This is a genomic window from Sphingobacterium sp. GW821-FHT03E03, from assembly GCF_059420745.1.
The window spans coordinates 62,209-86,872 of sequence record NZ_JBWKUH010000016.1 but is presented as its reverse complement, the minus strand read 5'-3'; the positions used below and the strand labels follow the sequence as shown (position 1 = coordinate 86,872).

The 24,664-nt window shown below is 40.2% G+C and carries 19 protein-coding genes; 5 read left to right on the top strand and 14 right to left on the bottom strand.

Annotated elements, in window-relative coordinates:
* Positions 1-35: 35 nt before the first annotated feature.
* The 9 genes from AC07UV_RS17265 to AC07UV_RS17225 all read right to left on the bottom strand — a co-directional run bounded on the left by AC07UV_RS17265 (position 36) and on the right by AC07UV_RS17225 (position 12,590).
* Positions 36-692, bottom strand: coding sequence for a hypothetical protein (locus AC07UV_RS17265; RefSeq protein WP_495184632.1), 657 nt, complete (start codon positions 690-692; stop codon positions 36-38).
* Between the two features lie 40 nt (positions 693-732).
* The gene (locus tag AC07UV_RS17260; protein ID WP_495184631.1) at positions 733-1,281 is read right to left on the bottom strand and encodes an RNA polymerase sigma factor; all 549 of its coding nucleotides are present in this window, start codon (positions 1,279-1,281) and stop codon (positions 733-735) included.
* Positions 1,282-1,460: 179 nt separating this feature from the next.
* A complete protein-coding gene (locus AC07UV_RS17255) occupies positions 1,461-4,058 on the bottom strand; it encodes a TonB-dependent receptor (RefSeq protein WP_495184630.1) in 2,598 nt (865 codons plus the stop codon).
* 710 nt (positions 4,059-4,768) lie between these two features.
* A complete protein-coding gene (locus AC07UV_RS17250) occupies positions 4,769-6,025 on the bottom strand; it encodes a YeiH family protein (RefSeq protein ID WP_495184629.1) in 1,257 nt (418 codons plus the stop codon).
* Between the two features lie 121 nt (positions 6,026-6,146).
* Positions 6,147-7,928: an acyl-CoA dehydrogenase FadE gene (locus AC07UV_RS17245; protein WP_495184628.1), complete on the bottom strand. Its 1,782-nt coding sequence runs from the start codon at positions 7,926-7,928 to the stop codon at positions 6,147-6,149.
* 132 nt (positions 7,929-8,060) lie between these two features.
* Positions 8,061-9,236 (bottom strand): acetyl-CoA C-acyltransferase, encoded by a 1,176-nt coding sequence (locus AC07UV_RS17240; protein WP_286861867.1) that lies wholly within the window; start codon positions 9,234-9,236, stop codon positions 8,061-8,063.
* A 62-nt stretch (positions 9,237-9,298) separates the two neighbouring features.
* Complete coding sequence (locus AC07UV_RS17235; RefSeq protein ID WP_495184627.1) at positions 9,299-9,649, bottom strand: four helix bundle protein; 351 nt, start codon at positions 9,647-9,649, stop codon at positions 9,299-9,301.
* Between the two features lie 30 nt (positions 9,650-9,679).
* Positions 9,680-12,109 carry a 3-hydroxyacyl-CoA dehydrogenase/enoyl-CoA hydratase family protein gene (locus tag AC07UV_RS17230; protein WP_495184626.1) on the bottom strand — a complete coding sequence of 810 codons (2,430 nt, stop codon included), beginning with the start codon at positions 12,107-12,109 and terminating at the stop codon, positions 9,680-9,682.
* A gap of 40 nt (positions 12,110-12,149) precedes the next feature.
* Positions 12,150-12,590: a MarR family winged helix-turn-helix transcriptional regulator gene (locus AC07UV_RS17225; RefSeq protein ID WP_120260278.1), complete on the bottom strand. Its 441-nt coding sequence runs from the start codon at positions 12,588-12,590 to the stop codon at positions 12,150-12,152.
* Positions 12,591-12,868: 278 nt separating this feature from the next.
* Between AC07UV_RS17225 and AC07UV_RS17220 the strand changes: the two genes are divergently transcribed.
* Complete coding sequence (locus tag AC07UV_RS17220) at positions 12,869-13,831, top strand: isopenicillin N synthase family dioxygenase (protein WP_495184625.1); 963 nt, start codon at positions 12,869-12,871, stop codon at positions 13,829-13,831.
* A 138-nt stretch (positions 13,832-13,969) separates the two neighbouring features.
* Here the strand turns inward: AC07UV_RS17220 and AC07UV_RS17215 are convergent, their stop codons facing one another.
* The 3 genes from AC07UV_RS17215 to AC07UV_RS17205 all read right to left on the bottom strand — a co-directional run bounded on the left by AC07UV_RS17215 (position 13,970) and on the right by AC07UV_RS17205 (position 16,567).
* Complete coding sequence (locus tag AC07UV_RS17215) at positions 13,970-14,746, bottom strand: porin family protein (RefSeq protein ID WP_495184624.1); 777 nt, start codon at positions 14,744-14,746, stop codon at positions 13,970-13,972.
* 169 nt (positions 14,747-14,915) lie between these two features.
* Positions 14,916-16,058, bottom strand: coding sequence for a PCMD domain-containing protein (locus AC07UV_RS17210; RefSeq protein WP_495184623.1), 1,143 nt, complete (start codon positions 16,056-16,058; stop codon positions 14,916-14,918).
* Positions 16,059-16,204: 146 nt separating this feature from the next.
* Complete coding sequence (locus tag AC07UV_RS17205; protein ID WP_495184622.1) at positions 16,205-16,567, bottom strand: MmcQ/YjbR family DNA-binding protein; 363 nt, start codon at positions 16,565-16,567, stop codon at positions 16,205-16,207.
* Between the two features lie 253 nt (positions 16,568-16,820).
* On the opposite strand from AC07UV_RS17205, the gene AC07UV_RS17200 reads away from it, so the two are divergent.
* Positions 16,821-17,300 carry an ankyrin repeat domain-containing protein gene (locus AC07UV_RS17200; RefSeq protein ID WP_495184621.1) on the top strand — a complete coding sequence of 160 codons (480 nt, stop codon included), beginning with the start codon at positions 16,821-16,823 and terminating at the stop codon, positions 17,298-17,300.
* 228 nt (positions 17,301-17,528) lie between these two features.
* Here AC07UV_RS17200 and AC07UV_RS17195 read toward each other — a convergent pair whose 3' ends face one another.
* A complete protein-coding gene (locus AC07UV_RS17195; protein WP_495184620.1) occupies positions 17,529-18,083 on the bottom strand; it encodes a thioredoxin family protein in 555 nt (184 codons plus the stop codon).
* A 138-nt stretch (positions 18,084-18,221) separates the two neighbouring features.
* Here AC07UV_RS17195 and AC07UV_RS17190 point away from each other — a divergent pair, with 138 nt between their 5' ends.
* From AC07UV_RS17190 to dnaK, 3 genes are all read left to right on the top strand, one after another.
* On the top strand, positions 18,222-20,906 hold the full coding sequence (locus AC07UV_RS17190; RefSeq protein ID WP_495184619.1) for an outer membrane beta-barrel protein: 2,685 nt from the start codon (positions 18,222-18,224) through the stop codon (positions 20,904-20,906).
* Entirely contained in the window at positions 20,899-21,783 is an 885-nt protein-coding gene (locus AC07UV_RS17185; RefSeq protein WP_495184618.1) for a GLPGLI family protein, read from the top strand. Before AC07UV_RS17190 ends, AC07UV_RS17185 begins: the two co-directional genes overlap by 8 nt.
* Before the next feature lie 133 nt (positions 21,784-21,916).
* Positions 21,917-23,821 (top strand): molecular chaperone DnaK, encoded by a 1,905-nt coding sequence (dnaK, locus tag AC07UV_RS17180; RefSeq protein ID WP_120260287.1) that lies wholly within the window; start codon positions 21,917-21,919, stop codon positions 23,819-23,821.
* A gap of 138 nt (positions 23,822-23,959) precedes the next feature.
* Here the strand turns inward: dnaK and AC07UV_RS17175 are convergent, their stop codons facing one another.
* Complete coding sequence (locus AC07UV_RS17175; protein ID WP_495184617.1) at positions 23,960-24,637, bottom strand: TIGR02117 family protein; 678 nt, start codon at positions 24,635-24,637, stop codon at positions 23,960-23,962.
* Between the last annotated feature and the right edge of the window lie 27 nt (positions 24,638-24,664).

Here is a 24,664-nt window from a genome sequence, read left to right as displayed (position 1 = left end):
GCGATTTCTCTTGAAGGAAATCGCTCATTTTTTTTCTAAGATTTTTCTATCCCAAAACAATGTGGTGGTTTGATGATATTCGACTGGGCAGAATTCTTCATCTCCTTCAGAGGAAAAGTGATCTTCAGGCGCCCTTTTGTTCCTTGCCATTTAGCACCTGACTGAAGAAGTCGTACAGCCTCATCAAAAAGAGCTTGCTCGGGTGTTCCTTCTGCGTGGATCTGATTAGGCAATCCATCCTTTCCAATTGTGAAATTAACAATAATCTCCCCTCCTTTTCCACCATCCCTCACCTGATTGTTTAAATAGTGTTCAAAGGCTTTCCATCCACCGACCGGAGCAGCATCACCACCATCCAACAGAGGCTCGATCGCTACAAGGTTTTCTGGTTCACTCAGCGTGACATCTGTCGTCCGTTCGGCTTTACCATTGAAATGTTTAAAATATAGAAGCGCTAATAAAACAACAAACAAAACCCCTGCCGCTGCGCCAATGGCTAAACGTTGCCAAGTATAATATTGTGCATGTCTTGTCGCTATGGTATTTTCCACCCGACGGCTAAGTCTCTGCTGCAGCAAACTTAATTGCTTTGCATCAACTCCATTCTGTAATCGGTATCCATCTATGGCATCCTGTAAAAAGGGATCTTCCAATGCTTCTTTTTCCAGTTGAAACATTTCCTCTCTGCTCATTAGACCATGGATGTAATTATGAATTCGCGATAACTGATAATTATTTTCCATTTTCTTTCCTTTCCATACAGATTTTCAGATTGCGTTTCCCATTCTGGATGGCACTCTTGACTTTATTCAAATCATATCCTGTTAAATCTGCGATGTCTTTATAGCACTTTTGTTCCAGATAAAACAAACGTACACATTCTTTTTGCTCTTCATTTAAAGTCTGCATACAACCTTCTAGTTTTTCAAAATCCCGCTCCTCCCATTTTGCATCTTCACTGGTATTGAGTTTTTGTTCGCTTTCAAACAAATTATCTTCAATATCCACCTGTGTCGTCCGTTTATCTTTGCGTAATTGCATTAAACAATAGTTCTTACTGTATACGTGCAACCAGCTTTTAAAATTATCAATCTCGTAATGACGCAGTTTCGGAATTAGCTCCTCAAAGATCTGCATGACGGCATCCTGGCTACGATCGGGATCTTGCAAATACTTGAAACATACACCATAAAGCAAGGACATATAAGGCGAATATAATTTCCCCAGCGCAGATAGGTCTCCTGTTTTTTTATAATGTTGTAATAGCTCTTTTTCGTTCATGCGCAAATCTTTCACCTTAATGATGAATTAAGATACGGTTTTCCATAAATAAAGCAAGCAGAGGCTGCAAATTATCATCGATAAAATTTCTATTGACACAATCTCTCTTTTCGGACACAAAAAAACCGTCTCTAAATAAATCAGAGACGGCTAATGAAAATATGTTATGAATTACGGTCCTAATTTCCCTGTTTCCAATTGTACCGGAGCGTTACGCCGTAGGTTCTTGGATCAGCTACGACTCCGGCATATTGACCATAACTGCCCGGAGCTGCGAGCAATTGCTCGTAGTAATCTTTATTTGTCAAATTTCTGCTCCACACAAAAACTGAAACGCCATTCGACCCCCTAAAACCCAAACGTGCATTCAGCAAAGTATAAGCATCTATATTCAAATACTGCGATGGAGATGAGCTTGAAGAGAATTTGGAGCGATGGAAAAGATCTGCTCCCAAAAAGTAGGAGCCATTGATACCGATCATTTTGCCGCTCTGATTAACTTCTCCGCCCAAAGACCAAGACCATTTGGATACTCCCGGAAGCACTCCGCCCGAAATATCTTTAAAAGCCTGCGGCCCACCGACTTCTTCCAGCGGAACTGGTGCATTTGTAAATTTTACATATTTCGCATCTGTATAGGCCAGCGCACCATTCAGGCGCAGAAAGTGACCAATATTAATATTACCGTCGAGTTCCACCCCTTTGACACGTACTTTCTCGGCATTGGCCAAGTAACCTCGATTCACACCTGGTTCAGGCGTTTGTACTTGTGTTTGATAATCTTTGATATCAGTCTGGTAAACGGATAAGTTAAGGATCGAGTTGCGTGTTGGGTTAGTTTTCACACCCAACTCTTTGTGGCGAACTGCTTCTGGTTTTACTTCAGCTAGATCTAGTAGCACAGCACCATTTGCTGTTGGCAATCCGCCAACATTGATTCCAATTGGCTTATAGCTGATGGAGTAGGTTGCATAAGCATTAATCTTTGGGTTGAAACGGTATTTCGCAGACAGTTGTCCTGAAAAATTATCGGCATCTGCGTTTATATCAAAAGTTTGGTTGGTATAGACCCCATTTTTGAGTGCCAACAGCGCCGGATCGGATGTCTGTAGCCCACCATAGGTCTGTCTATCGTAGTTTGCTTTCTTTTTGTCGTAGTTATAGCGCAGTCCTGGTAAGATATGAAGTTTGGAGGTCACCTCCCAGTCAATCTGTGTATAAGCGGCTAAACTTGTACTTTTGATTCCATAAACAGTCTTAATGCCGAAATTGTCAAATAACCCCGGAGTCTCCCATAAGGCGCTCGTAGAGCTTTTCTGGAAGCGCCAGAATGCGGATCCCGTCTCTTCTGTATGCACAGGATCGGTACCAAGATCCTGCCAAAGTCCAAATAAGCCTACTACACCACTTACTTTCTCACTGATTTTGCCAGAATACCTAAATTCTTGCGACCATTGGTTATGCACCGAATTACCTGCGGAAACAGTATAGACAGGAAGACCTAGATAATCCCGGTCATTGAGAGGCACCCAGGTCCATTTTCGCCAAGCTGAAGTTGATGTCAAGGTACCTTCACCAATCTTGATATCAGCATTCAGCGCTACGCCGCCCAATTTATTATCAGCTTTGGATTGCGTATCGAGGTCAATCTTACGTTCAAATGCGCTTTTATAGGGCAATTCATACCCTAAATCTTTGATTATAGCATCAAATTGTCGGTAATCAGCACGTTGGGTTTTAACAACACCTGCGACTGCCCAACCATATCCGTCGGGCTTTTGAGAAGAAACATCTCCTGAGAGTACCAATTTGATATTCTCAGTCGGTGTAAATAACAATTGCCCCCTAAATCCGAGGTTATTGATATCATTGATCTTTCGATTGGTGTGGACGTTAAACAGATTACCATCCCGTTGCGTGCCCGAAAAGGAGGCCCGCGCAGCCAGATTCTTAGCTAACGGTCCGGAGATAGATGTCTTTGCCTGAATAAATCCCTGATTGCCATAGCTAACTTCAACATTAGCCTCAGGTGTAAATTGGGGTAGCCTTGAAGTAATATTAAAGGCGCCTGCAGTCGTATTTTTACCAAAGAGTGTACCCTGTGGCCCTCGCAATACTTCGATCTGATCAATATCAATAAAGTCTAGCCAAGTTGCAGCTGGTCGAGCGATGTATACACCGTCCAGATAGAATCCGACACCCGGGTCTATACCATCATTGGTAAGTCCATAGGTTGAACCAAGCCCACGGATATTAAGTGTCGTGTTACGTGCGTTGGAAGAATACAATTGCACCGTCGGCACAAGTTCTTTCAGCCGATTGACGTTAAAAGCTCCGGCATCTTCCAATGCCGCCCCCCGGATAATAGAAACGGGGATCGGTACATCCTGTAATTGCTCCTTGCGTCTACGGGCAGTCACGACTACTTGATCTAAGGCTTCCAAACGTGGTATCAATTCAATTATAGTGGGTGATTGATCAACGACAACCCGCCGTGTTTGGTAACCTACAATGGATACAATAAGTGAAAAAGGTAGTTTCTGTCCTGTAACAAATTGAAATACGCCTTTGCTATCGGTCCTCACCTGGTGGGTAACGGCTTCAATTTGCACAGTTACACCTTGCAGAGGCTCTTTTGTAACCGCATCTACCACAGTACCTGTCAATGAAGCATTTATAATGGGTTTAGGATTTTCTACTTGCGCATATGTCTGATAAGAACCAGCTAAAAGCAAGCTAAAAATGACGCTAATTCGAAAAATAGCATTTTTTTTCATAAATTTATTCAGTTTAATAGTGAAAATAAACAAGTGCCAACGCCAATAGAACTTGTTTCATTGTTAAAACTTTGTTTAAAAAGGGAAGCCTCGGCTTCCCTTTTCTAATATAAGAGAGTGTAAGAGAGAAATTTTAACAACACATTCGTTTTTCACTATTTCCTAGGGTAGTAAAAACCACTTCCAATGAAGTAATCTGTAAGCTTGTTTTTAAAAAGTAATCTTTTTTCATTCTTTCCATAATTAAGTATGCTCATTTTTTGTCAGCCCTCATGACTCACTGTAAATCAGGACGACAGTACAAATATAGAAATATTTTTTAAAAGACTACTAATTTGATAGATTTTATAAATATTTTTTTTTAAAACGTTATTAAACACTAATTAACAACCACTTACACTATAAAAAAATAGATTTTACGCATCATATTTCTTGTATAAACCGTTCATATCTATTCACGTACATGAGATTTTCCCTTAGGTTTAGCTTTGCTTTTTCATGCGCGACCAACATTGTCTTATCCGACAACCTAAACACTTTAGTAAGAAAAAATTGAATCCTCTATTTTCTTGGAGTACATTCGGCAGAACTATTGCGAGATCGAGAAAATGAAAAAAGGTAGAACAAAAAAGTCCGCCAAGGATAGCAGACTTTTTTTTGCAAATATTATTTAGCTCCGAAAGTATTCGGCCCATATACATACCAATAAATTATCGAAACAGCACCAGTGCGATCAACAAAGTCACTACGACATTAAAGGTCTGCGCAATCAAAAATGCATAAAGGGGTTTCTTATTATCTTGTACAAAAAGGTCTTTGAAATTTGTTTCCAGACCGATCGAAGTAAATGCTAAGGTAAACCAGAGTCCCTGCAGGTTTTTCAGACTACCTTTGACGACATCAATTTTTTCAGGAGAAATTACAAAGGAAAATAATAGCGATGCAAATACAAACCCAAGCACAAATTTAGGGAAGCGTTCCCAGATAATCTTTAACGTCGGTTTATCCCGCTTTGTTTCGTCATCCACAGATTTTGCATAGGTCCAATAAATACTGATCGCGAATGCCGCTAGTCCCAACAATACGTTTTGCGAGAATTTGACAATTGTACTGATCTTTAACGCTTCCTCTCCAACAAGGGAACCTGAAGCAACAACAGCTCCTGTTGTATCGATACTACCTCCTAGCCATGCACCGGTCACCTCTTGCGATAAGCCCATCCATTCAGCCATATAAGGCATAAAAATCATCATTGGAATTGCAGTGATCAACACCAGGGAAATCACATAAGAAAGTTTTTTGCTATCACCTTTAATAGCTCCTGAGGTAGCAATGGCCGCTGAAACACCACAAATAGAAACTGCACTGGACAACATCAGGGACATTTCCTTGTCTATCTTCAATTTTTTACAGAGCCAAAAAGCGAAATACCAAACTGACAATACAACTGCCAAAGCTTGGATAAGTCCCAACGAGCCCGCTTTAAGGATATCCCCAAAGATAACAGTGGTACCCAATAGAATCAATCCGATCTTGACATACAATTCAGTACTCAAGGCTTCTTTAAACCAGGTAGGCAGCTTAAAACAATTGCTAATGACCAAACCTATAATCAAACTAAAAATAACAGCCTCGAGATTATATTCTTTCACTGTCGAATTGCCCGCTACTATCAGCGCAAATACAGTCAAAATAAACACTACAGGAAATACGACCAGCAGATGTTTAACGGATTTACCAAGCAAAAATGCCCCAAAAACACCTGTCACAAAGACAAAGATAAACTGCTGAAAAATCTTGTTGAGATTGGCCGAATCAAAAATTGTGGAGGTCAGTTCGGAAAAGTTACTCCAGGAAAAATTAGGTACAGGTGCAAAAATACCCGAAAGTGCTAAAAAAATGGTAGCGAGTCCCAAAATGACGACTACCCAGTCTTCTGTAAGTGCAAATGATCTTGACGATGCCATATAACGGTTAGTATTAAAAGGCTAAATTTAATATAATTGCAGCTACTTTTCGTTATTGTAACACAAAAATGGCCGAAGATTTCTCTCCGGCCACACAACCAAAACCAATAATCATTATCAATCAAAAACAATATTTATTTTCTTCTATTAATTTTTTAGCAATCCGCTGACGTGCGTCTTTGATGTTAAATGGTTGCGCTTTAGTGAATCGACGTAATCCAACCAGCATCATATTCAACTCATCGCCTTCACCAAAGGAATACAGCGCTTCTTTACCCGCAGCATTGATTTTATCAATCGCACCATACAGATAGATCTTCGCCATATCTGTCGCATACTCGGCCTTTTCAGAACCAGTATGGACAAGCTTTTCTGCACGTAACAATACGGATTCCGTAATGTATACGTAACCGATAATATCTGCGATATTCATTAGGATCTCTTCTTCTTTTGAAAGCGACATCATCAGCTTTTGAACAGCGGCTCCGGCAATGAGCAAGCCTGCTTTCTTAAGGTTGGAGACAATTTTCTTCTCTGCTGCGAATGGTGCATCATCTTCTTCCCCGAAATCAGGAATAGCCAGCAGTTCACTTGCCACTGCCTGCGCTGGCCCCATCAGATCCAGTTCACCTTTCATGGCTCGTTTTAACAACATATCTACAACAAGCAGTCTATTCACCTCATTGGTACCCTCGAAGATCCTGTTGATACGTGAATCGCGATAAGCACGCTCCATCGGCGCATCAGCTGAATAACCCATTCCACCATAAATCTGCACACCTTCATCCACCACATAATCTAACATCTCAGAACACCATACTTTGATAATAGCGCACTCGATCGCAAATTGTTCAACGGATTTCAATTTGGCTTTTGCTTCGTCCATACCGCCTGCAATCAATGCATCATAGGCATCATCAATATTTTGACCCGCACGATAGGATGCTGATTCCACAGCAAATAAACGTGTCGCCATCTCTGCCAATTTGTATCGAATAGCACCAAACTTAGAAATCGGCAAGTTAAACTGCACACGTTCATTGGCATATTGAACCGCGTGATTGATCACCATACGAGCTGAACCATTTGTCGCAGCACCCAACTTGATCCGTCCGATATTCAGAATATTTACGGCAATCTTAAATCCGTTTTCCCGCTCGGATAGCATGTTTTCAACAGGCACAGGGCAATCATTAAAGAAAATCTGGCGTGTAGAGGACCCCTTGATTCCCAATTTATGTTCTTCGGGGTTCATGGTGATCCCACCAAAATCTTTTTCGACGATAAATGCTGTCAGGTTCTTATCATCATCGATTTTTGCAAATACAATAAAGATATCTGCAAATCCACCGTTGGTAATCCACATTTTCTGACCGTTGATCAGATAGTGGGTTCCTTCAGCATTTAGTTTTGCAGAGGTCCGTCCAGAATTGGCATCCGATCCGGCATTTGGTTCTGTCAGACAATAGGAGGCCTTCCATTCGCCTGTGGCGAGCTTGGGAATATATTTTGCTTTCTGCTCCGCATTACCATAATAAAGGATAGGCAAAGTACCAATACCTGTATGTGCAGACAAAGCGACGGCAAAAGAGAAACCTCCACCTACGGCCTCTGCTACGAGCATCGACGTATTGAAGTTTTTACCAAACCCACCATACTCTTCCGGAATCGACACCCCCAGCATACCTAGTTCACCAGCTTTATCCATCAGGCTAGGCATCAATCCCTCCTCTTGTGCATCAATACGATCAAGCTTATTTAATACTTCGGTATCTAAGAAATCCAAACAGGTCTGACGAATCATTTTCGCTTCTTCATCAAACTCCTCTGGGATAAAAATAGCTGTATAGGGAGTCTCTCTAATAACGAACTCACCGCCTTTGATTGCTTTATTTTCGCTCATTGTTTTTTAGATTTGAGGTGCAACCCTAAGTTGGCTTTTGACCACCCAGGTTTACACAATATTTTGAATATTTTTATCTGCTATGAGACTAGCAAATAAAATGGTTTATACTGTTATTTTTAGTGTCCGAACTTAGTCTAATAGTTCAAAGATACCGGCCGCTCCTTGACCTGTTCCCACACACATCGTCACCATACCATATTTTTTGCCACGACGTTTCAATTCATGCAAAACCTGCACGGTCAGCTTCGCTCCTGTACAGCCTAGCGGATGCCCCAAGGCTATCGCTCCACCATTGACATTGACCTTTTCTTCATCAAGCCCCAGTTCACGAATAACAGCCAAAGACTGGGAAGCGAAAGCTTCGTTCAATTCAAATAAATCGATATCTTCTTTTTTAAGTCCAGCCCGTTCCAAAGCTTTTGGTATCGCATAGATCGGTCCGATTCCCATGATCCGCGGTGGTACCCCTGCAACAGCAAAACTGACCAACTTGGCAATGGGTTTAACACCTAACTCTTTCACTTTTGCCTCAGACATAACCAACACAAATGCTGCACCATCCGATGTCTGTGAGGAGTTTCCTGCTGTCACCGAACCATTGGCCGCAAATACAGGCTTCAACTTACCCAGAGCTTCCAGGGATGTATCTGCACGAGGCCCTTCATCGGTATCTACAACATATTCACGAGTCGCTATCTTACCGTCCTTCAGATAGTTCTCTTTGACTGTGATCGGCACAATACCATCTTTAAGATGACCATTTTGAATAGCGGCAACAGCCTTTTGATTGGACTTCAGTGCAAAGGCATCTTGATCTTCACGGGAGACATTGTAGTCCTTCGCTACAGCCTCTGCAGTCAGCCCCATACCCCAATACCAATCGGGATGCTCTTTGGCAACGACAGGATTGGGAACAATTTTCCAGCCTCCGAAAGGCATTCCGGACATCACTTCAACACCTCCTGCGATAATGACATCAGCCATACCGGTTTTGATCTTTGCAACCGCCGTGGCGATCGTCTCCAATCCAGAGGCACAATACCGATTAACGGTAACGCCTGGCACTTTATCTGTATCTAAACCCATCAGGGAAATAAAACGTGCCATGTTAAGCCCCTGTTCTGCCTCAGGCATCGCATTCCCTACAATGACATCATCTATATCTTCTTTATTTAAATTCGGCACAGTGGACACGAGATGTTTAATTACATCTGATGCTAAATCATCAGCCCGCATAAAGCGAAATCCTCCTCGAGGCGCTTTACCTACTGCTGTACGAAATCCTGCTACTATGTATGCTTCCATTATTTTTATTTTAGTAGTGAGTAGTGGGTATTCAGTATTGAGTACCACCACTCAATTATCATTCATTTTAAAGACTTTATAAGATTGTATAGCATTTTTTCAATTTCTTCGATTTCCGCAACCAATCCATCTTTAATTTCTTTATTTAAAAATGTAAGTCGATAAGCCAATTCAATCTGTGTCTGTAACTCATAAGCAGAGCCGTTTGCTATTCCAAGAAATTGTATAAACTCACCTTTTGTATTTCTACCTGCACCTTCAGCAATATTTGAGCAAATAGAGATTGCACTTCTCCTGATTTGGGATATCAATCCGAATTTCTCTGTATTCGGAAGATTTTCTGTACAGCTATAAATGCTGACAGTCATATCCATTGCCTTTTGCCATACTTTTAATTCTTGAAACTTATGCATTGCTCAATACTCATTACTCAATACCCAATACTAATTCCGTAAAGGTTTTCCTTTTGTCAACATGTACTGAATTCTTTCAAGTGTTTTACGTTCAGCACAGAGCTCAAGGAAGGTCTTTCGTTCAAGGTCCAACAAGTACTGTTCAGAGACTTCCGTTGGCGATGACAGGTTACCACCACACATCACCCAACCCAGTTTTTTCGATATTTTGCGATCATAGTCGGAGATATAATTTCCTTCACGCATGGATGATGCACCTACATATACAATCCCTAAACCTTGATTACCCAACACTTTGATATCGTTGCGTGGTGCAGGCTGCACATAACCGTCATCCGCCAACTCCAATGCCTTTGCTTTTGCGTCAGCAAGTAAGCGTGCACGGTTCATCGTGATCGCAAATTTATCTTTCTGTAGATATCCCAGCTCATAGGCCTCGTAAGCAGAGGTCGAGACTTTCGCCTGACCAATAGTCAGGAATTTATCCTTTAACGTATTCTGAACGATTTGATCATCTTTAAATTCTTCGGAAGCACGCAATGCAAATTCTTTAGTTCCACCACCACCTGGGATAACACCTACGCCCAGTTCCACTAAGCCCATGTAGGTTTCGGCATGAGCCTGCACAAAATCTGCATGCATCGAAAATTCACAGCCACCGCCTAAGGTCATCTGAAATGGCGCTACGACAACCGGAATGGATGAATAACGCAAACGCATGGATGTATTTTGAAAGGCTCGAACGGCCATATTTAACTCATCAAAATCCTGCTCCACAGCCATCATGAAAATCATTCCAATATTGGCTCCAGCAGAGAAATTTTTTCCGTCATTGGAAACAACCAATCCACGGTATTCCTTTTCAGCAAGATCTATTGCCTTATTCAATCCCTGAATCACATCGCCACCGATCGTGTTCATCTTGGTATGGAACTCACAATTGATGATTCCATCACCGAGATCAATAATTGAAACACCTGTATTTCTCCAGATGGTTTTGCTTTCACGGATATGATCCAAAACAATCAAATCCTCTGTTCCAGGAATAGCTTTATAGGATTTGGATGCAATATCATAGTAATGGCGAACACCATTTTCTATTCTATAGAAAGATTCATGTCCTGAATCCAACATTTCATGCACCCAGGATGCCACCTCACCATCTTGTCCGGGCAAACGCTTCTCTTCGGCCTTGATCTTAGCCAAGGTCTCACGGACCCCCAAAGCATCCCAGACTTCAAATGGTCCAAGTTCCCAACCAAAGCCAGCACGCATGGCATCATCTATACGGAAGAAATCATCTGTGATTTCAGGAACACGACGTGAAACATATTCAAATAAGGGATAATGCATGGCACGGAAGAGCTCCGCCGCCTTGTCTGTTCCTTGTTCATAGACTTTCATCCGTTTACGGATATCTTCAACTGGCTTGGTAGCCTCTAATGTTGTTGACTTAACTTTTTGTTGCGAGCCAAATGTTAATGTTTTAAGATCTAATGAAAGGATTTCGGAATTACCATCAGCGGCTTTTACTTTTTCGTAAAATCCTTTTTTTGTTTTTTCACCTAGCCATTTATTTTCAACCATCTTACTGATAAAGGCAGGAAGCTGGAAAACACCTTTGGCTTCATCTTCGGGCGCATTCTGTGCAAGTCCATTGGCTACATTCACCAAGGTATCAAGACCTACGACATCCGCAGTACGGAAAGTTGCTGATTTAGGATGTCCCATTGCGGGACCTGTATATTTATCCACTTCCTCCACTGTCAGCCCTAAGGGCTCAACCAGATGAGTCACTGCCAACATCGAATAAACGCCAATCCGGTTACCGATGAATGCTGGTGTATCCTTACACAGAACAACCGTCTTCCCTAGCATCTTATCGCCAAAATGAAGCACGAAATCAACAACCTCTGGCTTGGTATGCGGCGTCGGAATTACCTCCAATAAAGGCAGATAACGCGGCGGATTGAAGAAGTGTGTCCCACAAAAATGATCTTTAAAATCTTCACTACGTCCCTCTGTCATGAGATGAATAGGAATACCAGAAGTATTGGAAGTAATCAATGTACCTGGCTTACGGAACTGTTCTACTCGGTCAAAAACAGATTTTTTAATATCCAAGCGCTCCACAACCACTTCAATGATCCAGTCCACTTGCGCGATATCTTGGAGGTTATCATCAAAATTCCCTGTTTTGATTCGTTTTACAAATGATTTGCTGTAAATTGGTGAAGGATTTGTCTTTAAGGCAGTCTCTAACGAACTGTTGACAATCCGATCCCGAACGGCCTTACTCTCTAACGTTAGACCCTTAGCTTGTTCTGCTGGCAACAGTTCGCGGGGAACAATATCCAACAGCAAAACCTCGACACCAATGTTAGCAAAATGACAAGCAATTCGCGAGCCCATAACACCCGAACCGAGAACTGCCACTTTTCTAATATTTCTGTTCATCATAACATATTTATCATGCACATCTGTACATTTGGTTTAACTTCTATACGATTACTTCTTCCTTATAACTGGTCGCCAGCTCATTGAGCTTAGCCAAAGAAGCAATCAATTGATCACGTTCATTTTCCGAAAAATTATCAGCGAGGTACTGATTAAAGTTGCGTACCACATCCTTGGCTATCCTCCTTTTCTCCCGACCCAGATCTGTCAGATACACCTTTACAGAGCGTTTATCCGTTTCGCTGGTCTCCCTGTAAATGAACCCTAAGGATTCTAAGTTATTTAACACCCGGGACAAACTCGTTGTTTTGACCCCCGTCAAATTCGCAATCTGAGAAACAGGAGTACCCTCTTTATGGATATTGATTAAAATATAACCAGCAGCCTGGGTAAAGCCATATTGCGAAGCAATTTGATTATATTTATTGGCAATCGTTTGCCAACCTGTTTTTAAAAAATAGTCGATTGTCTGATTTTGGTCCATAGCGTAATCACAAGCGATTTATTATTATGCTTGCATAACAAATATAATAGTTAAGAATTAGAATAACAAGCTAGAAAATGTAATTTTTATGAATTATAGCCCATTACCACTTAAGAGCTATTTTTCTTGCATTTTTATGACCAAAACCTCATTGTGGAAAACTTTTAATAACTGAAACACAGCTAAATAAAGCAAAACGTAAAACTTTTATTAACAATCGATGTGTAATATTCAAAATTAATTGCGTTAAATTTGTCCTAAACAAACATCAACTTCGTATGGCTTTAGTAAACATACCTCGCTTGGACTTGTTGCATTACACACAAGGAACCCAAGAACAACGAAATCAATTCATTCAGGATATTGGCAAGGCTTTTAATGAGACAGGCTTTGTAACGATTGCAAACCATGGTTTATCAAAAGAATTAATTGAAGAATTATATCAGGTCGTTCCAGAATTCTTTGGTTTGCCAACTGAAACAAAAGAAAAGTATGAATTTCCTGAACTTGCGGGTCAACGTGGATATACTGCTAAGGGAAGAGAAAAAGCGAAAGATGCTAAAACACCAGATCTAAAAGAATTTTGGCAACGTGGTCAAACTATCGTTGGTGAAGAATATTCAAAAGCTGACTTTCCAGACAATCCTCAAGTGGAAGAAATTCCGCGTTTTAATGGCGTAACGGCTGAAGTTTATAAAAAACTAGAAGACACAGGTCGCGAACTGTTAAAAGCTATTGCCACTTACTTAGATCTTGAAGAAAATTATTTTGAGAAATTTGTAATCAATGGTAACTCGATTTTGCGTGCGATCCATTATTTCCCAATTGCAGATCCAGACGCATTAGCTCCTGATGCAGTACGTGCAGGTGCTCATGAAGACATCAATTTGATTACACTATTAATTGGTGCTAGCGCCGATGGACTAGAAGTCTTAACAAAAGATGGTGAATGGTTCCCGATCAAAGCGAAGGGCGAAGATATTGTCATCAACGTGGGAGATATGTTGCAGCGTTTGACCAACAACAAACTGAAGTCAACAACTCACCGTGTAGTCAATCCTCCGCGTGAAAAAATGGGTACTTCCCGCTTCTCAATCCCATTCTTTTTACATCCAAAATCATCTATGAGCTTAGCTTCATTGGACTCTTGTATTGACGCAGCTCATCCAAAGGCCTATGAAGACTATACCGCAGGTGAATATCTGGATGAAAGATTGAGAGAGATCGGTTTAAAAATGTAATACGAGTCGCTTCGTGTAAACACTAAATAAAAACAGTCCGTTAGTTTGATTACTAACGGACTGTTTTTATTTTATCCTAATGAAATTATATTGTAAAATAATCCACATGATGATCTGATTTTATACCATCCGCTTCTATTAGAAATTATATCCAAATCCCACATTAAGATAGATATTATGCATACCAAAATCTATGGAGGTAAAATCCTTCTCTAAAATATTATTAAAGCCGTAGGTAAGATCTGTCAACAATTTGAAATGTCGGTTCATCTTCCACTCCGCTCCAAGTTGTGTTCCCCATTGAAATTTCCGGATGTTATCAGAGAAATCATAAGAAGCCTGGCTCCCTTCTTCAAACGTAATTTTCGTTCCTATCGGAGTGTTTTGTCTCAAATATCCATCCGATACATTTCCATCAAATGTATTATCCAGCAATGTCGAGAAATAGAGCCCCCCATATAAATTCCAATGGTCCGACAATTTGTAAACTGCTAAAACTGGCAATGTAAGATAGGTATTTTGCACATTGGTTTCTACCTTTCCTGTATAATACCCCTTCACTTTTGAATTATCTTTCACAATCTCGGTCAGATAATTTTTCACACGGGCTTCGGTTTTCATTCCTTTCGTCTCAAAACGAATTCCTGTACGAATACCCCAACGTTTATCCCCCTGCAACCACTTTGTGGCATTCGCCTCCAGGCCTACCTGTAACCCAGGATTGTAGCTTTCGATTTTGCGTATTGTCTTAGGAAGGCCCAATGGGCTACTACCACCGATACTGAATTGCGCCTGTACCGAGTAGTCAATGTCTGTATTAAAAAAATTCGGATTACGGTTTGAGAGACCATTTTGAGCCTGCACATAACCGGTCGCCATTATGAAAACAGCTATTATATAAAGTATTTTGTTCATTAAAATATTCCTTTGATGCATGTTTGCCCTCAGAAATCAGCAGTATATATTCTTAATACTTGCCCCTCTTTACACAAGCATCCTTGTAAAAATTCACCTAGTTAGCAATTTAAAATTGCACACAGCATTTACACCATATTGCAGCATTCAGTAGTATATGGACCAATGACTATTTGGCATCATCGACGACAAGTTCAACTTCATCAATAAGCAATGTACTCCCTACCGCACCATTAAATTTGTCTCCCTCTTTACTCGAACTGAATACAATCGTATACATATATTCTTTATTGGGATCAAATGATTTGCCATTTACAAAAGAAAATGGCAAGCTAAATGCTGTCCATTCGTTCGTTTCGATCTGTTCTTTGGCTCCGACCCGTGCTATTGCGACAATTCGCTTATCAACAAATCCATGGTCGCCCGACAGAAAGTCATCATTGGGAGGTAAAGCTCTTTCAAACAAGAGAGCATAACCATCCCAGGTATCCTTGGTAAGTGATGATGGCTTATTATTGACAACAAATTTATCACCCGCCTTATATTTAAAAAACCCCTTTATAGCCAATGGAGCAGTTTTTTCCTCATACAATATGCCAAAATGTGGAGATTTGATCGTCGGGAAAGTGGTTTGAAATGCCCCCAGAAATAAATTACCAGCAGCCAGAGGTGTACCAAAAATACCACCTAAGGAGCCTGTACTCTTAGTCATGAGCTTCGCACCTTTACCAATATATCCATCAGTAATCTGGGATGTTGGATAAAAACCGGGAACCAATTCCTCGCCCTCTTCCAAAAGTGTTTCAGCCAGAATATTGTAGCCGTCATTTGCAGTAGCCCAGCTATATGTTTTCTGTCCAAGTTTTGTCAGATCATAAAATTTATGGTAATGTCCTTCTGGACTATCGGTATCGACCACTTCTGCATGTTCAAATGCGGAATACAAATCTGCCCCTTCATCAATAACAAATGAAACAGTATAGGTCTTGGACCAAGTGCCATCCTCCGAAGTAACCGTGTATTTCTGTGGTTCAGTAAAATCAAGTTGGGTTCCACTTTTCGGCTCTATTGTTGCTCCCGGTGTTAATACAAATTCGGGCGACTGCACATAACTTCCCGTGAAACGTTTTAGAGAAAAAACAACTGTATTATTATCAATGGAAGATTTTCTCTTTAAATATTGATCACTTTGAACAATAGTAGCTCCTTCAATATCCGCCTCAGCATTTAATGCTTCCTCTTTTATGCAACTCCCCAGACTAAAAAGTAGCATAAAACAAATTACCCAGGGGTAAATTCGTCTTTGTTTCATAAAAAATAGTATTAGTGTAAATATAGTCCCAATGCTGTCGATTATACATTGAAATGACCGCAAAGCTACCATTATAGCCCCCAAGAAAAGTCATTTCTATCACCTTTTCCTTCAAAGCAACTAATTCTTTACACTTCAGAAGGATATTAACTACCTTTTATTTCCTGTTTAACTTTAGTCGGCAAGCTTTCAACAATCAGACTATAACTGTGCAACACAAGATCTTCCAGCGCCCGATCATTCAGTTCCCGATTCGCAATAACGGTATTCCAGTGCTTTTTGTTCATATGATACCCTGGAAATACAGTCTGATCATATCTTTCCCTAAGTTCCACCGCTTTCTCTGGATCGCATTTTACATTAAATCGTAGTATATCTACCTGATCTAACCCGACCAATAAAAATATCTTACCTCCTACCTTAAATACCAACGTATCTGGTCCGAAAGGCGTCTCCTCTGTAACTGGCCCAATGGACAAACAATAATCTCTTAGATCTTCAATATTCATATCTTCTTAATTTAAGTTCACTCATTTCCAACTACTAACAGTTAGATTTATATATAAATTTGACAATAATCAATATAAATCTAACAAAAGAACAGCTTAGTTTGTACCTAAATTTGTAGTATATCAAAAAGCGAATACAAAGAAACTAAAATGAATAAGAAAGATTATTAACCCATTCATCAAAATGAAAAATTTACACATTAAGATAGTGCTGCTCGTTATCATATCAACACTTTCAGTACAGTGCAAAAGTATGGACACAACAAACCAAGACAATATCGCACCGAACGACATCATTGAAGCCGTTTCCAAGGGCCAGATCAGCACCGTAAAAACACTATTGGACAAAGGAGCGAATGCAAATCAAAAAGGCAAAGATTCAAAACCGCTGTTGTTGATCGCTACAGAAAAGAAAGACCTCGCTATGGCGAAATTACTTATTCAATATGGTGCGAATGTGAATCAGCAGGACAATATCTTAGATAGCCCCTTTTTATATGCTGGTGCTTTGGGCTATACTGAACTGGTTAAACTTTACCTCGATCACGGTGCGGATTTCAAGATTTTCAATCGGTACAATGGGACAGCTCTTATTCCGGCCTGCGAACGCGGTCATGTGGAGACTGTAAGACTATTGGCTAATACAAAAGGGTTCCCTATTGACCATATCAATAGACTGGGCTGGACCGCACTATTAGAAGCAATTATACTTGGAGATGGCTGTCAAAAATAGTGGATATTGTCCAGATACTACTGGACGCCAACAGCGATAAAAATATCGCTGACAACGAAGGTGTAACACCGCTTCAGCACGCGAGAAAAAAAGGGTTTAATAAAATTGTAACACTACTGGAGGCAAAGAGCAGTATAAAGCAATAGCTGGATTTTCGAAAATAAACCTCTATAGAAAAGGAAGAACCAAATCAAGTGAATCTAGTTCTTCCTTTTTATCACCTTTCTTCTATTTCTGCAAAAGTGCCTGAATCTCTTTTTGGATCTCCGTTCCCTTATCCGTGTTATACCATTTTTGAATCTCTTCTTTAATATCAGAGAAATCTTTCCCTTCTTCCTTCAGGCTCAAGAATAGGTATTGACAGCCCTTTGGTCGTGGTCCCCAGACAGCTAAATCTGCCCCATCCTGATTTCGGATTACTAGAATCGGGATTGATTTCCCGCCGTTTGTTAAATACGAATCTATTAAAAAGGGAGCGCTATCACGCAATTGGATATCGACAGTAATATTGGGATTTTGGGCCGCCATCTTAGCAAGCATTGGGACAGCGTGTGCTGCATCGCCACACCAAGGCTCGGTAATAATGATCCATTGTTGTCGTTCCGAAATCGTGTCGATAAACTGTTGAAAAGCCTCATTTGGTTCAAAACGTTTTAACCAACGGCCCATCCTTGTCCAGTTCATTTTAGTGTATTGATAGTACTCGTCATCCTGATAGGTGGGGTGATTTTCAGGATGATTCAATAGATCTTCGAATTGTTGTAAATAATTTTCAAACGTCATAACATCAATTTTGTGCAAAGGTAATTTTTAGTTCCTACTTTGTCAAAAATCTCTATACCAAAGATTTTACACTCCTTGACAATAATTTCACATTTATTAACAATTAACTAAATTATCTTTGGCACATACAACCAGTAAATGAAAAGATTAATTCAATTATTCCTATTATTTTTTGTTATCAGCACAGCTTATTCCCAGACAAGCATAAAGGGGAAAATTTTAGATAAAGCTGACAATAAGCCATTGACTAATGCTTCAATCATTCTATTGAACAAAGACTCTGTGCTCCGTTATTTTAACAGAGCCAATGAAGAAGGGAAATTTCTGATCAAAAATATCAAACCCGGAAGCTATATACTTTTAGCCACCTACCCGAAGTTTGAACTTTATAGCGATACCATCGACATCAAGGATAAGGAAATCGACCTCAGCGACATTAAGATCAATTCGCAAAAAAATGTCCTTGAAGAAGTTATCATTACACGTAGACTGCCCATCACACTCAAGGGAGACACGATAGAATATGATGCCGCGAGTTTTGCAACCGAGAAAAACGCAAAGCTCGAAGATCTTTTTCGACGATTACCAGGTTTCACAGTGTCTGGAGATGGAAATATCACCGCTCAGGGTAAAGCAGTACAGAAAGTCTTTATTGATGGCGAAGAATTTTTTGGTTATGACCCTAAAATTGCCATACGCAATGTACGGGCTGATGCAGTAGACAAAGTACAATTGTATGAGAAAAAATCAGAAGAGGCCGAACTTTCGGGTATAGATGACGGTGTACGTATTCAGACCGTCAATGTGGTGTTAAAAGAAAAGGCCAGAAAGGGTATCTTCGGAAATGCAGAACTATTAGGTGGCACCAAGGAGCTCTACGCTGGAAATTTGTTTGCAGCCAAATTCAATCAGACGGAACGGATTGGCATCACCGCCAATCACAATAATATGGGGAGCTCTAATAGTCGTGAAGGCTCTTTGCGGATGAACAACCAGATTACGGGGCAACCACTGAACACATCTCTCGGCGCTAACTACGAAAACCAGTTTCTCAAAAAGGCTTTAAAGGTAAATGCCAATTATAATTACAATAACAGCAGCAACAAAAATCAGTCGAAAAATTACAACAAAAACATCCTCCCTGATAACTCGATCTTAGAACGAAATAGCAGAAATTACAACGAAAATAGTGCAAGAAGCAATGGTGTCAGATCCAATCTCTCCATGCGACTGGATTCAACCCAAAATATAGAACTACAGACCAACGGAAATTGGTCAAATAACTTCAGTTTCAGTCAGTCGGAAAGCTTCACTAGAGATGGAGCAAGGGATTCAGTTAGCTCATTTAATGAGAGAAATGAATCCAATACTTCGAGCCAAAGCAATAATTTTCGCCTGAACTATAGAAAAAGACTCAAAGCCGGCAGTTCATTAAATCTAATGGTTGGAAACAGCTTTAATGAATCTGAATCCGACAGTAAGGTAAATTCTAAAACTATTCTCTATAAAAGCAGCGATACGACACGTATTAACCAAAAGAGACGGATCAATAATAAAGGCAATGACTTCTCTACCTCATTAAATTTCAACAACCGAATCAATGACGCCATAAATCTGGCACTAGGCTACAGCTTCAATCAGTCAAATAACAGGAATGAACAGGTATCAACTGACAGCCTCACGAATGTGAAAGATCCATTATACTCCAAAAATCAGATCGACAATAATACCAACCAAGGAGTGAATGTCCATTTATCTTATCGGAAGGATAAATTTGAGGTCAATCTCTCCAACCGAACATTTTACAAAAATCAAAAGTTAAGTGACAGCGACCGGGATATAAACCTTTCGAGAAATTTCTGGGACAACAATTTAAACTTTGATGCCAATTACCGGATTTCAAACAGTAAAAATATCCGATTGGCCTACCAGAGTTCGAATATCATTCCTTCATTTGATCAGTTACAACCACTACAACCTCAAACGAATCCATTGTTTCAACAGATCGGTAACCCAAACCTCAAACGAGCTGTCAACAACAACATTTCGGCAAATTATAATGCGTTCAGTTTGCTGAAGGGAACCAACATTAATGTTAACGGAAATTTCTCTTTCGTCAATAACCCAATTGTCAATAAGACAACAGTCATGGAGAATTCGGCCCAGATTAGTAGCTATGAAAATTTATCGGGTAAATCAAACTGGAATGGTGGATTAAACATCAATCATATGCAACCCCTGGCCAATCGCCGGATTAACTTCAATAAAAGTGCAAATATCCGGTACAACAACAGTTACAGCTACACAAAGTTTGAAAGTGGTCAATCTCAAGGTGAGTTTCTCTTGAACAATTCAAAAAATACCTCCTTCGGTCTGGGCTCGAGTTTAAATGAACAAGATTCAGAAGGATTTGATTTTGACATATCTTTGAATGCCGGCCTTAACGCACAGCAAAATTCGATCAACACACAATATAACGCAACAAACTTTGAAGGTGGGGCTTCGGGATATATCAAATATTTTCTACCGAAGAAATTCAACATCATGACCAATGTTTACTATAGTTACACCGGACCTACCAAGCTCTACAAGAAATCAATTAATCAATTTTACACCAATTTGGAACTCGAAAAAAAGGTATTGAAAGATGAAAGTCTGACAGTCAGTCTTAAGGCTTTTGACCTCTTTAATACATTTAATAATACACGTCGGAATGGCAGTGATACCAATTATTCAGAATCCACCCAACAGGTATTGACGCAGTATTTTTTAGTTGGCGTCAAATGGGATTTCAATAAATATTTAGGAAAAAGCAATGATTAGAACATATTTGACAATTATTATATTTTGTCTAACCGGATTATCTCTGCAGGCACAATATGCCTATTTTGGCAATAGGGGTACTATTAGTTTTGACAAGGTGACGTATACAAAAGCCCGCATGCGACAAATGTCCAATGACATGAACTCAAAAATGATGGGTCGGGGAATAGACTTCATGGAGCACCTAGATAAAATGCCGGACTCGCATACAGATCGAATGAACTTATATTTTGATGAGAACGCGACCGTCCTTATGCCCGAAGAAAGCACAAGCACCGAAAAGCAGAATGGAGAGGGCAAAATGCGTGCGCCAAGTATCACTGCAAGTGGGCGCGGTGGTAGAAATCAGGCTGGTTCGCGAGGCGGAGGGGGTGGAAACCAACGTGGCATGCCCAGAGGTGGAGCCGGCAAAAATGGAAAGGTGCTTTACCAGGATTTAAAAGCAGGCAAGGCTGATATCCAGCTCGATATCGATGAGAAATATTTGCTTTCTGAAACGTTGGATAGTATCACTTGGCGCTTTACGGAGGAATTTCGCAATATCGCCGGCATCAACTGCCGAAGGGTGAATGGGGCGACCAAAGATTCCCTCTACCTGATTGCTTATTATGCCGAAGAAATACCAGTGTCAGCAGGACCGGCTTTGAGCCATGGTCTTCCGGGCATGATATTGGGGCTGGTCATACCCGAGATGCATATCCAATACTGGGCAACAAATATCGCCTATACCAATAATCTCGTTCCCACAGATTGGCGGGAAAAAAAATCAAAACAGATGAAACTGGAAGAATTTACAGCGCTCTTTGGCAGATATATGCCACGCAATCGTCAAAATGAGTCAGCAAAAAAACGGATCTTGGAGCAACTTGTCTATTGAAAATGTCAGTTTGGCAGTACCTAACGACAAATTGATGACAAATAGTGATTTTTTTACAAAACTTTCGGATTGGCATAAGGGTTGATAATAGAGTGATAGAATTTATTTAAGTAAAAAAATTAAAATACAAGATATGTCTAAAATTATAGGAATTGACTTAGGTACTACAAACTCATGTGTTGCCGTAATGGAAGGTAACGAGCCTGTAGTAATTACGAACAACGAAGGTAAACGTACCACTCCTTCCATTGTAGCTTTCGTAGAAGGTGGTGAGCGTAAAGTGGGTGACCCAGCTAAACGTCAAGCAATTACTAATCCACATAAAACTATTTATTCTATTAAACGTTTTATGGGACTTTCATATGATGAGGCAATAAAAGAAGCTGAACACGTACCTTATAACATCGTTAAAGGTGATAACAATACACCACGCGTAGAAATCGACGACCGCAAATATACTCCACAAGAAATCTCTGCGATGATTCTTCAAAAAATGAAGAAGACTGCTGAAGACTTCTTAGGTCAAGAAGTAACTGAAGCTGTCATCACAGTACCTGCATACTTCAACGACGCACAACGTCAAGCAACTAAAGAAGCTGGTGAAATCGCTGGTTTATCTGTTAAACGTATCATCAACGAACCTACTGCTGCTGCTTTAGCTTACGGTTTGGACAAAGCACACAAAGATATGAAGATCGTTGTGTTTGACTGTGGTGGTGGTACACATGACGTTTCCGTATTGGAATTAGGTGATGGTGTATTTGAAGTAAAATCTACTGACGGTGATACTCACTTAGGTGGTGATGACTTCGATAACGTAATTATCAACTGGTTGAATGAAGAATTCAAGAATGAAAACAATGGTTTTGATCTGAAAAAAGATCCAATGGCATTGCAACGTTTGAAAGAAGCTGCTGAAAAAGCTAAAATTGAATTATCAAGTGCGACTTCTACTGAAATCAACTTACCATATATCACAGCAGATGCTACTGGCCCAAAACACTTAGTTCGTTCATTATCACGTGCTAAATTTGAAGCTTTGGCAGCTGACTTGATCAAGAGAACAATTGCTCCTTGTGAGTCTGCATTGAAAAACGCTGGTTTCAGCAAATCAGATATCGACGAAATTATCTTAGTAGGTGGTTCTACTCGTATCCCTGCAATTGTTGATGCCGTAAAAGCTTTCTTCGGAAAAGAACCTTCTAAAGGTGTAAACCCTGACGAAGTTGTTGCTTTAGGTGCTGCAATCCAAGGTGGTGTATTAACTGGTGAAGTAAAAGATGTATTATTATTGGATGTAACTCCACTTTCATTGGGTATCGAAACAATGGGTGGTGTAATGACTAAATTGATTGAAGCGAATACAACTATTCCGACTAAAAAATCGGAAACATTCTCTACTGCTTCTGACAATCAACCATCGGTAGAGATCCACATCTTACAAGGTGAGCGTCCTATGGCAAGCCAAAACCGTACAATCGGCCGCTTCCATTTGAACGATATTCCACCAGCGCCTCGTGGTGTGCCTCAAATTGAAGTTACTTTTGATATTGATGCCAACGGTATCATCAAAGTATCAGCAAAAGATAAAGCAACTGGTAAAGAGCAAAACATCCGTATTGAAGCATCTTCAGGTTTATCTGATGACGAAATCAAACGTATGAAAGAAGAAGCTGAAGCAAATGCTGATGCTGATAAAAAAATGAAAGAAGAAGCTGACAAAGTAAATGCAGCGGATGCCTTGATCTTCTCAACTGAAAAACAATTGAAAGAATATGGTGACAAAATTTCTGCAGATAAGAAAGCTCCTATTGAAGCTGGCTTAACGAAATTAAAAGCTGCATACGAAGCGAAAAACTTCGCAGATATTGATTCGGCTTCTGAAGAATTACAAAATGCTTGGAATGCTGCTTCTGAAGAAATGTACGCTGCTTCTCAAGGTGGTGCACAACAACCTCAAGGAGACGCTGGTCAAGCACAAGGTGGAAACCAAGGTGGTGATGACGTAACTGACGTAGACTACGAAGAAGTGAAATAATCACTCCTGCTGATAAATAAAAAGCTCCGGGGATGTATTCCCGGAGCTTTTTTATTATAAGAACATCCTCTTTTTAACACTTTGAAAAGCGAAAGAGCTGTTTATCTATATTGTGCAAAAGAATTCAATAAGCCACAACTATTTCCGATAATGGCTCAATATTCCTTTATCCAAGGTCGCCCAGACTCCTGCTGGCATATTTGCCTTCTTCAAAGCGTTGTTTGTCCAGGTATTACAGGAATAGAACATGCTATAAGCACCTTTGGCTTCATAAAAGGCATCTGCATCATCGTATTGTGCATCCGTCTCGACCAATATAGGTTTACCTTCATGCAAATCCAAAGAATCATAGATATACTTTACCAGTGCGCGATATTGTTCCTCATTTATTTTATACCCAAAACATAGGTCATTCTCCCGAATGGAATTATAGTAGGTCACATGTATTGCAGACTGTCCCAATCCAAAGGCCGCCACAAAAGCTGTTGATGCTTTGAGATCTTTCCATTCCGGTGTATCCAAATAAAAGCCTTTGTCTCCCCAGCCTATACCCATATACTGATAACCGCTTTTTTTACCAACGGTGTTGGCATAAGGAAATACGTTGGACCAATCCACCTCTTTCACGATGACTGGCAAAACAATATCTGTATGGACACCATTGGATTTGACAAATACCTGAATCGTCTGATCTGTGGAGGATGCTTTACCTGATGCTGAGAGTCGCGACAGGCTATACTCGCCAACAATATATAAAATGCAAAACCCAATAATTCCTAAAATAATATACCCTAACACCTTAAGTATTTTTTTCATTTACAATAATTCGTTTTTCTATCATAA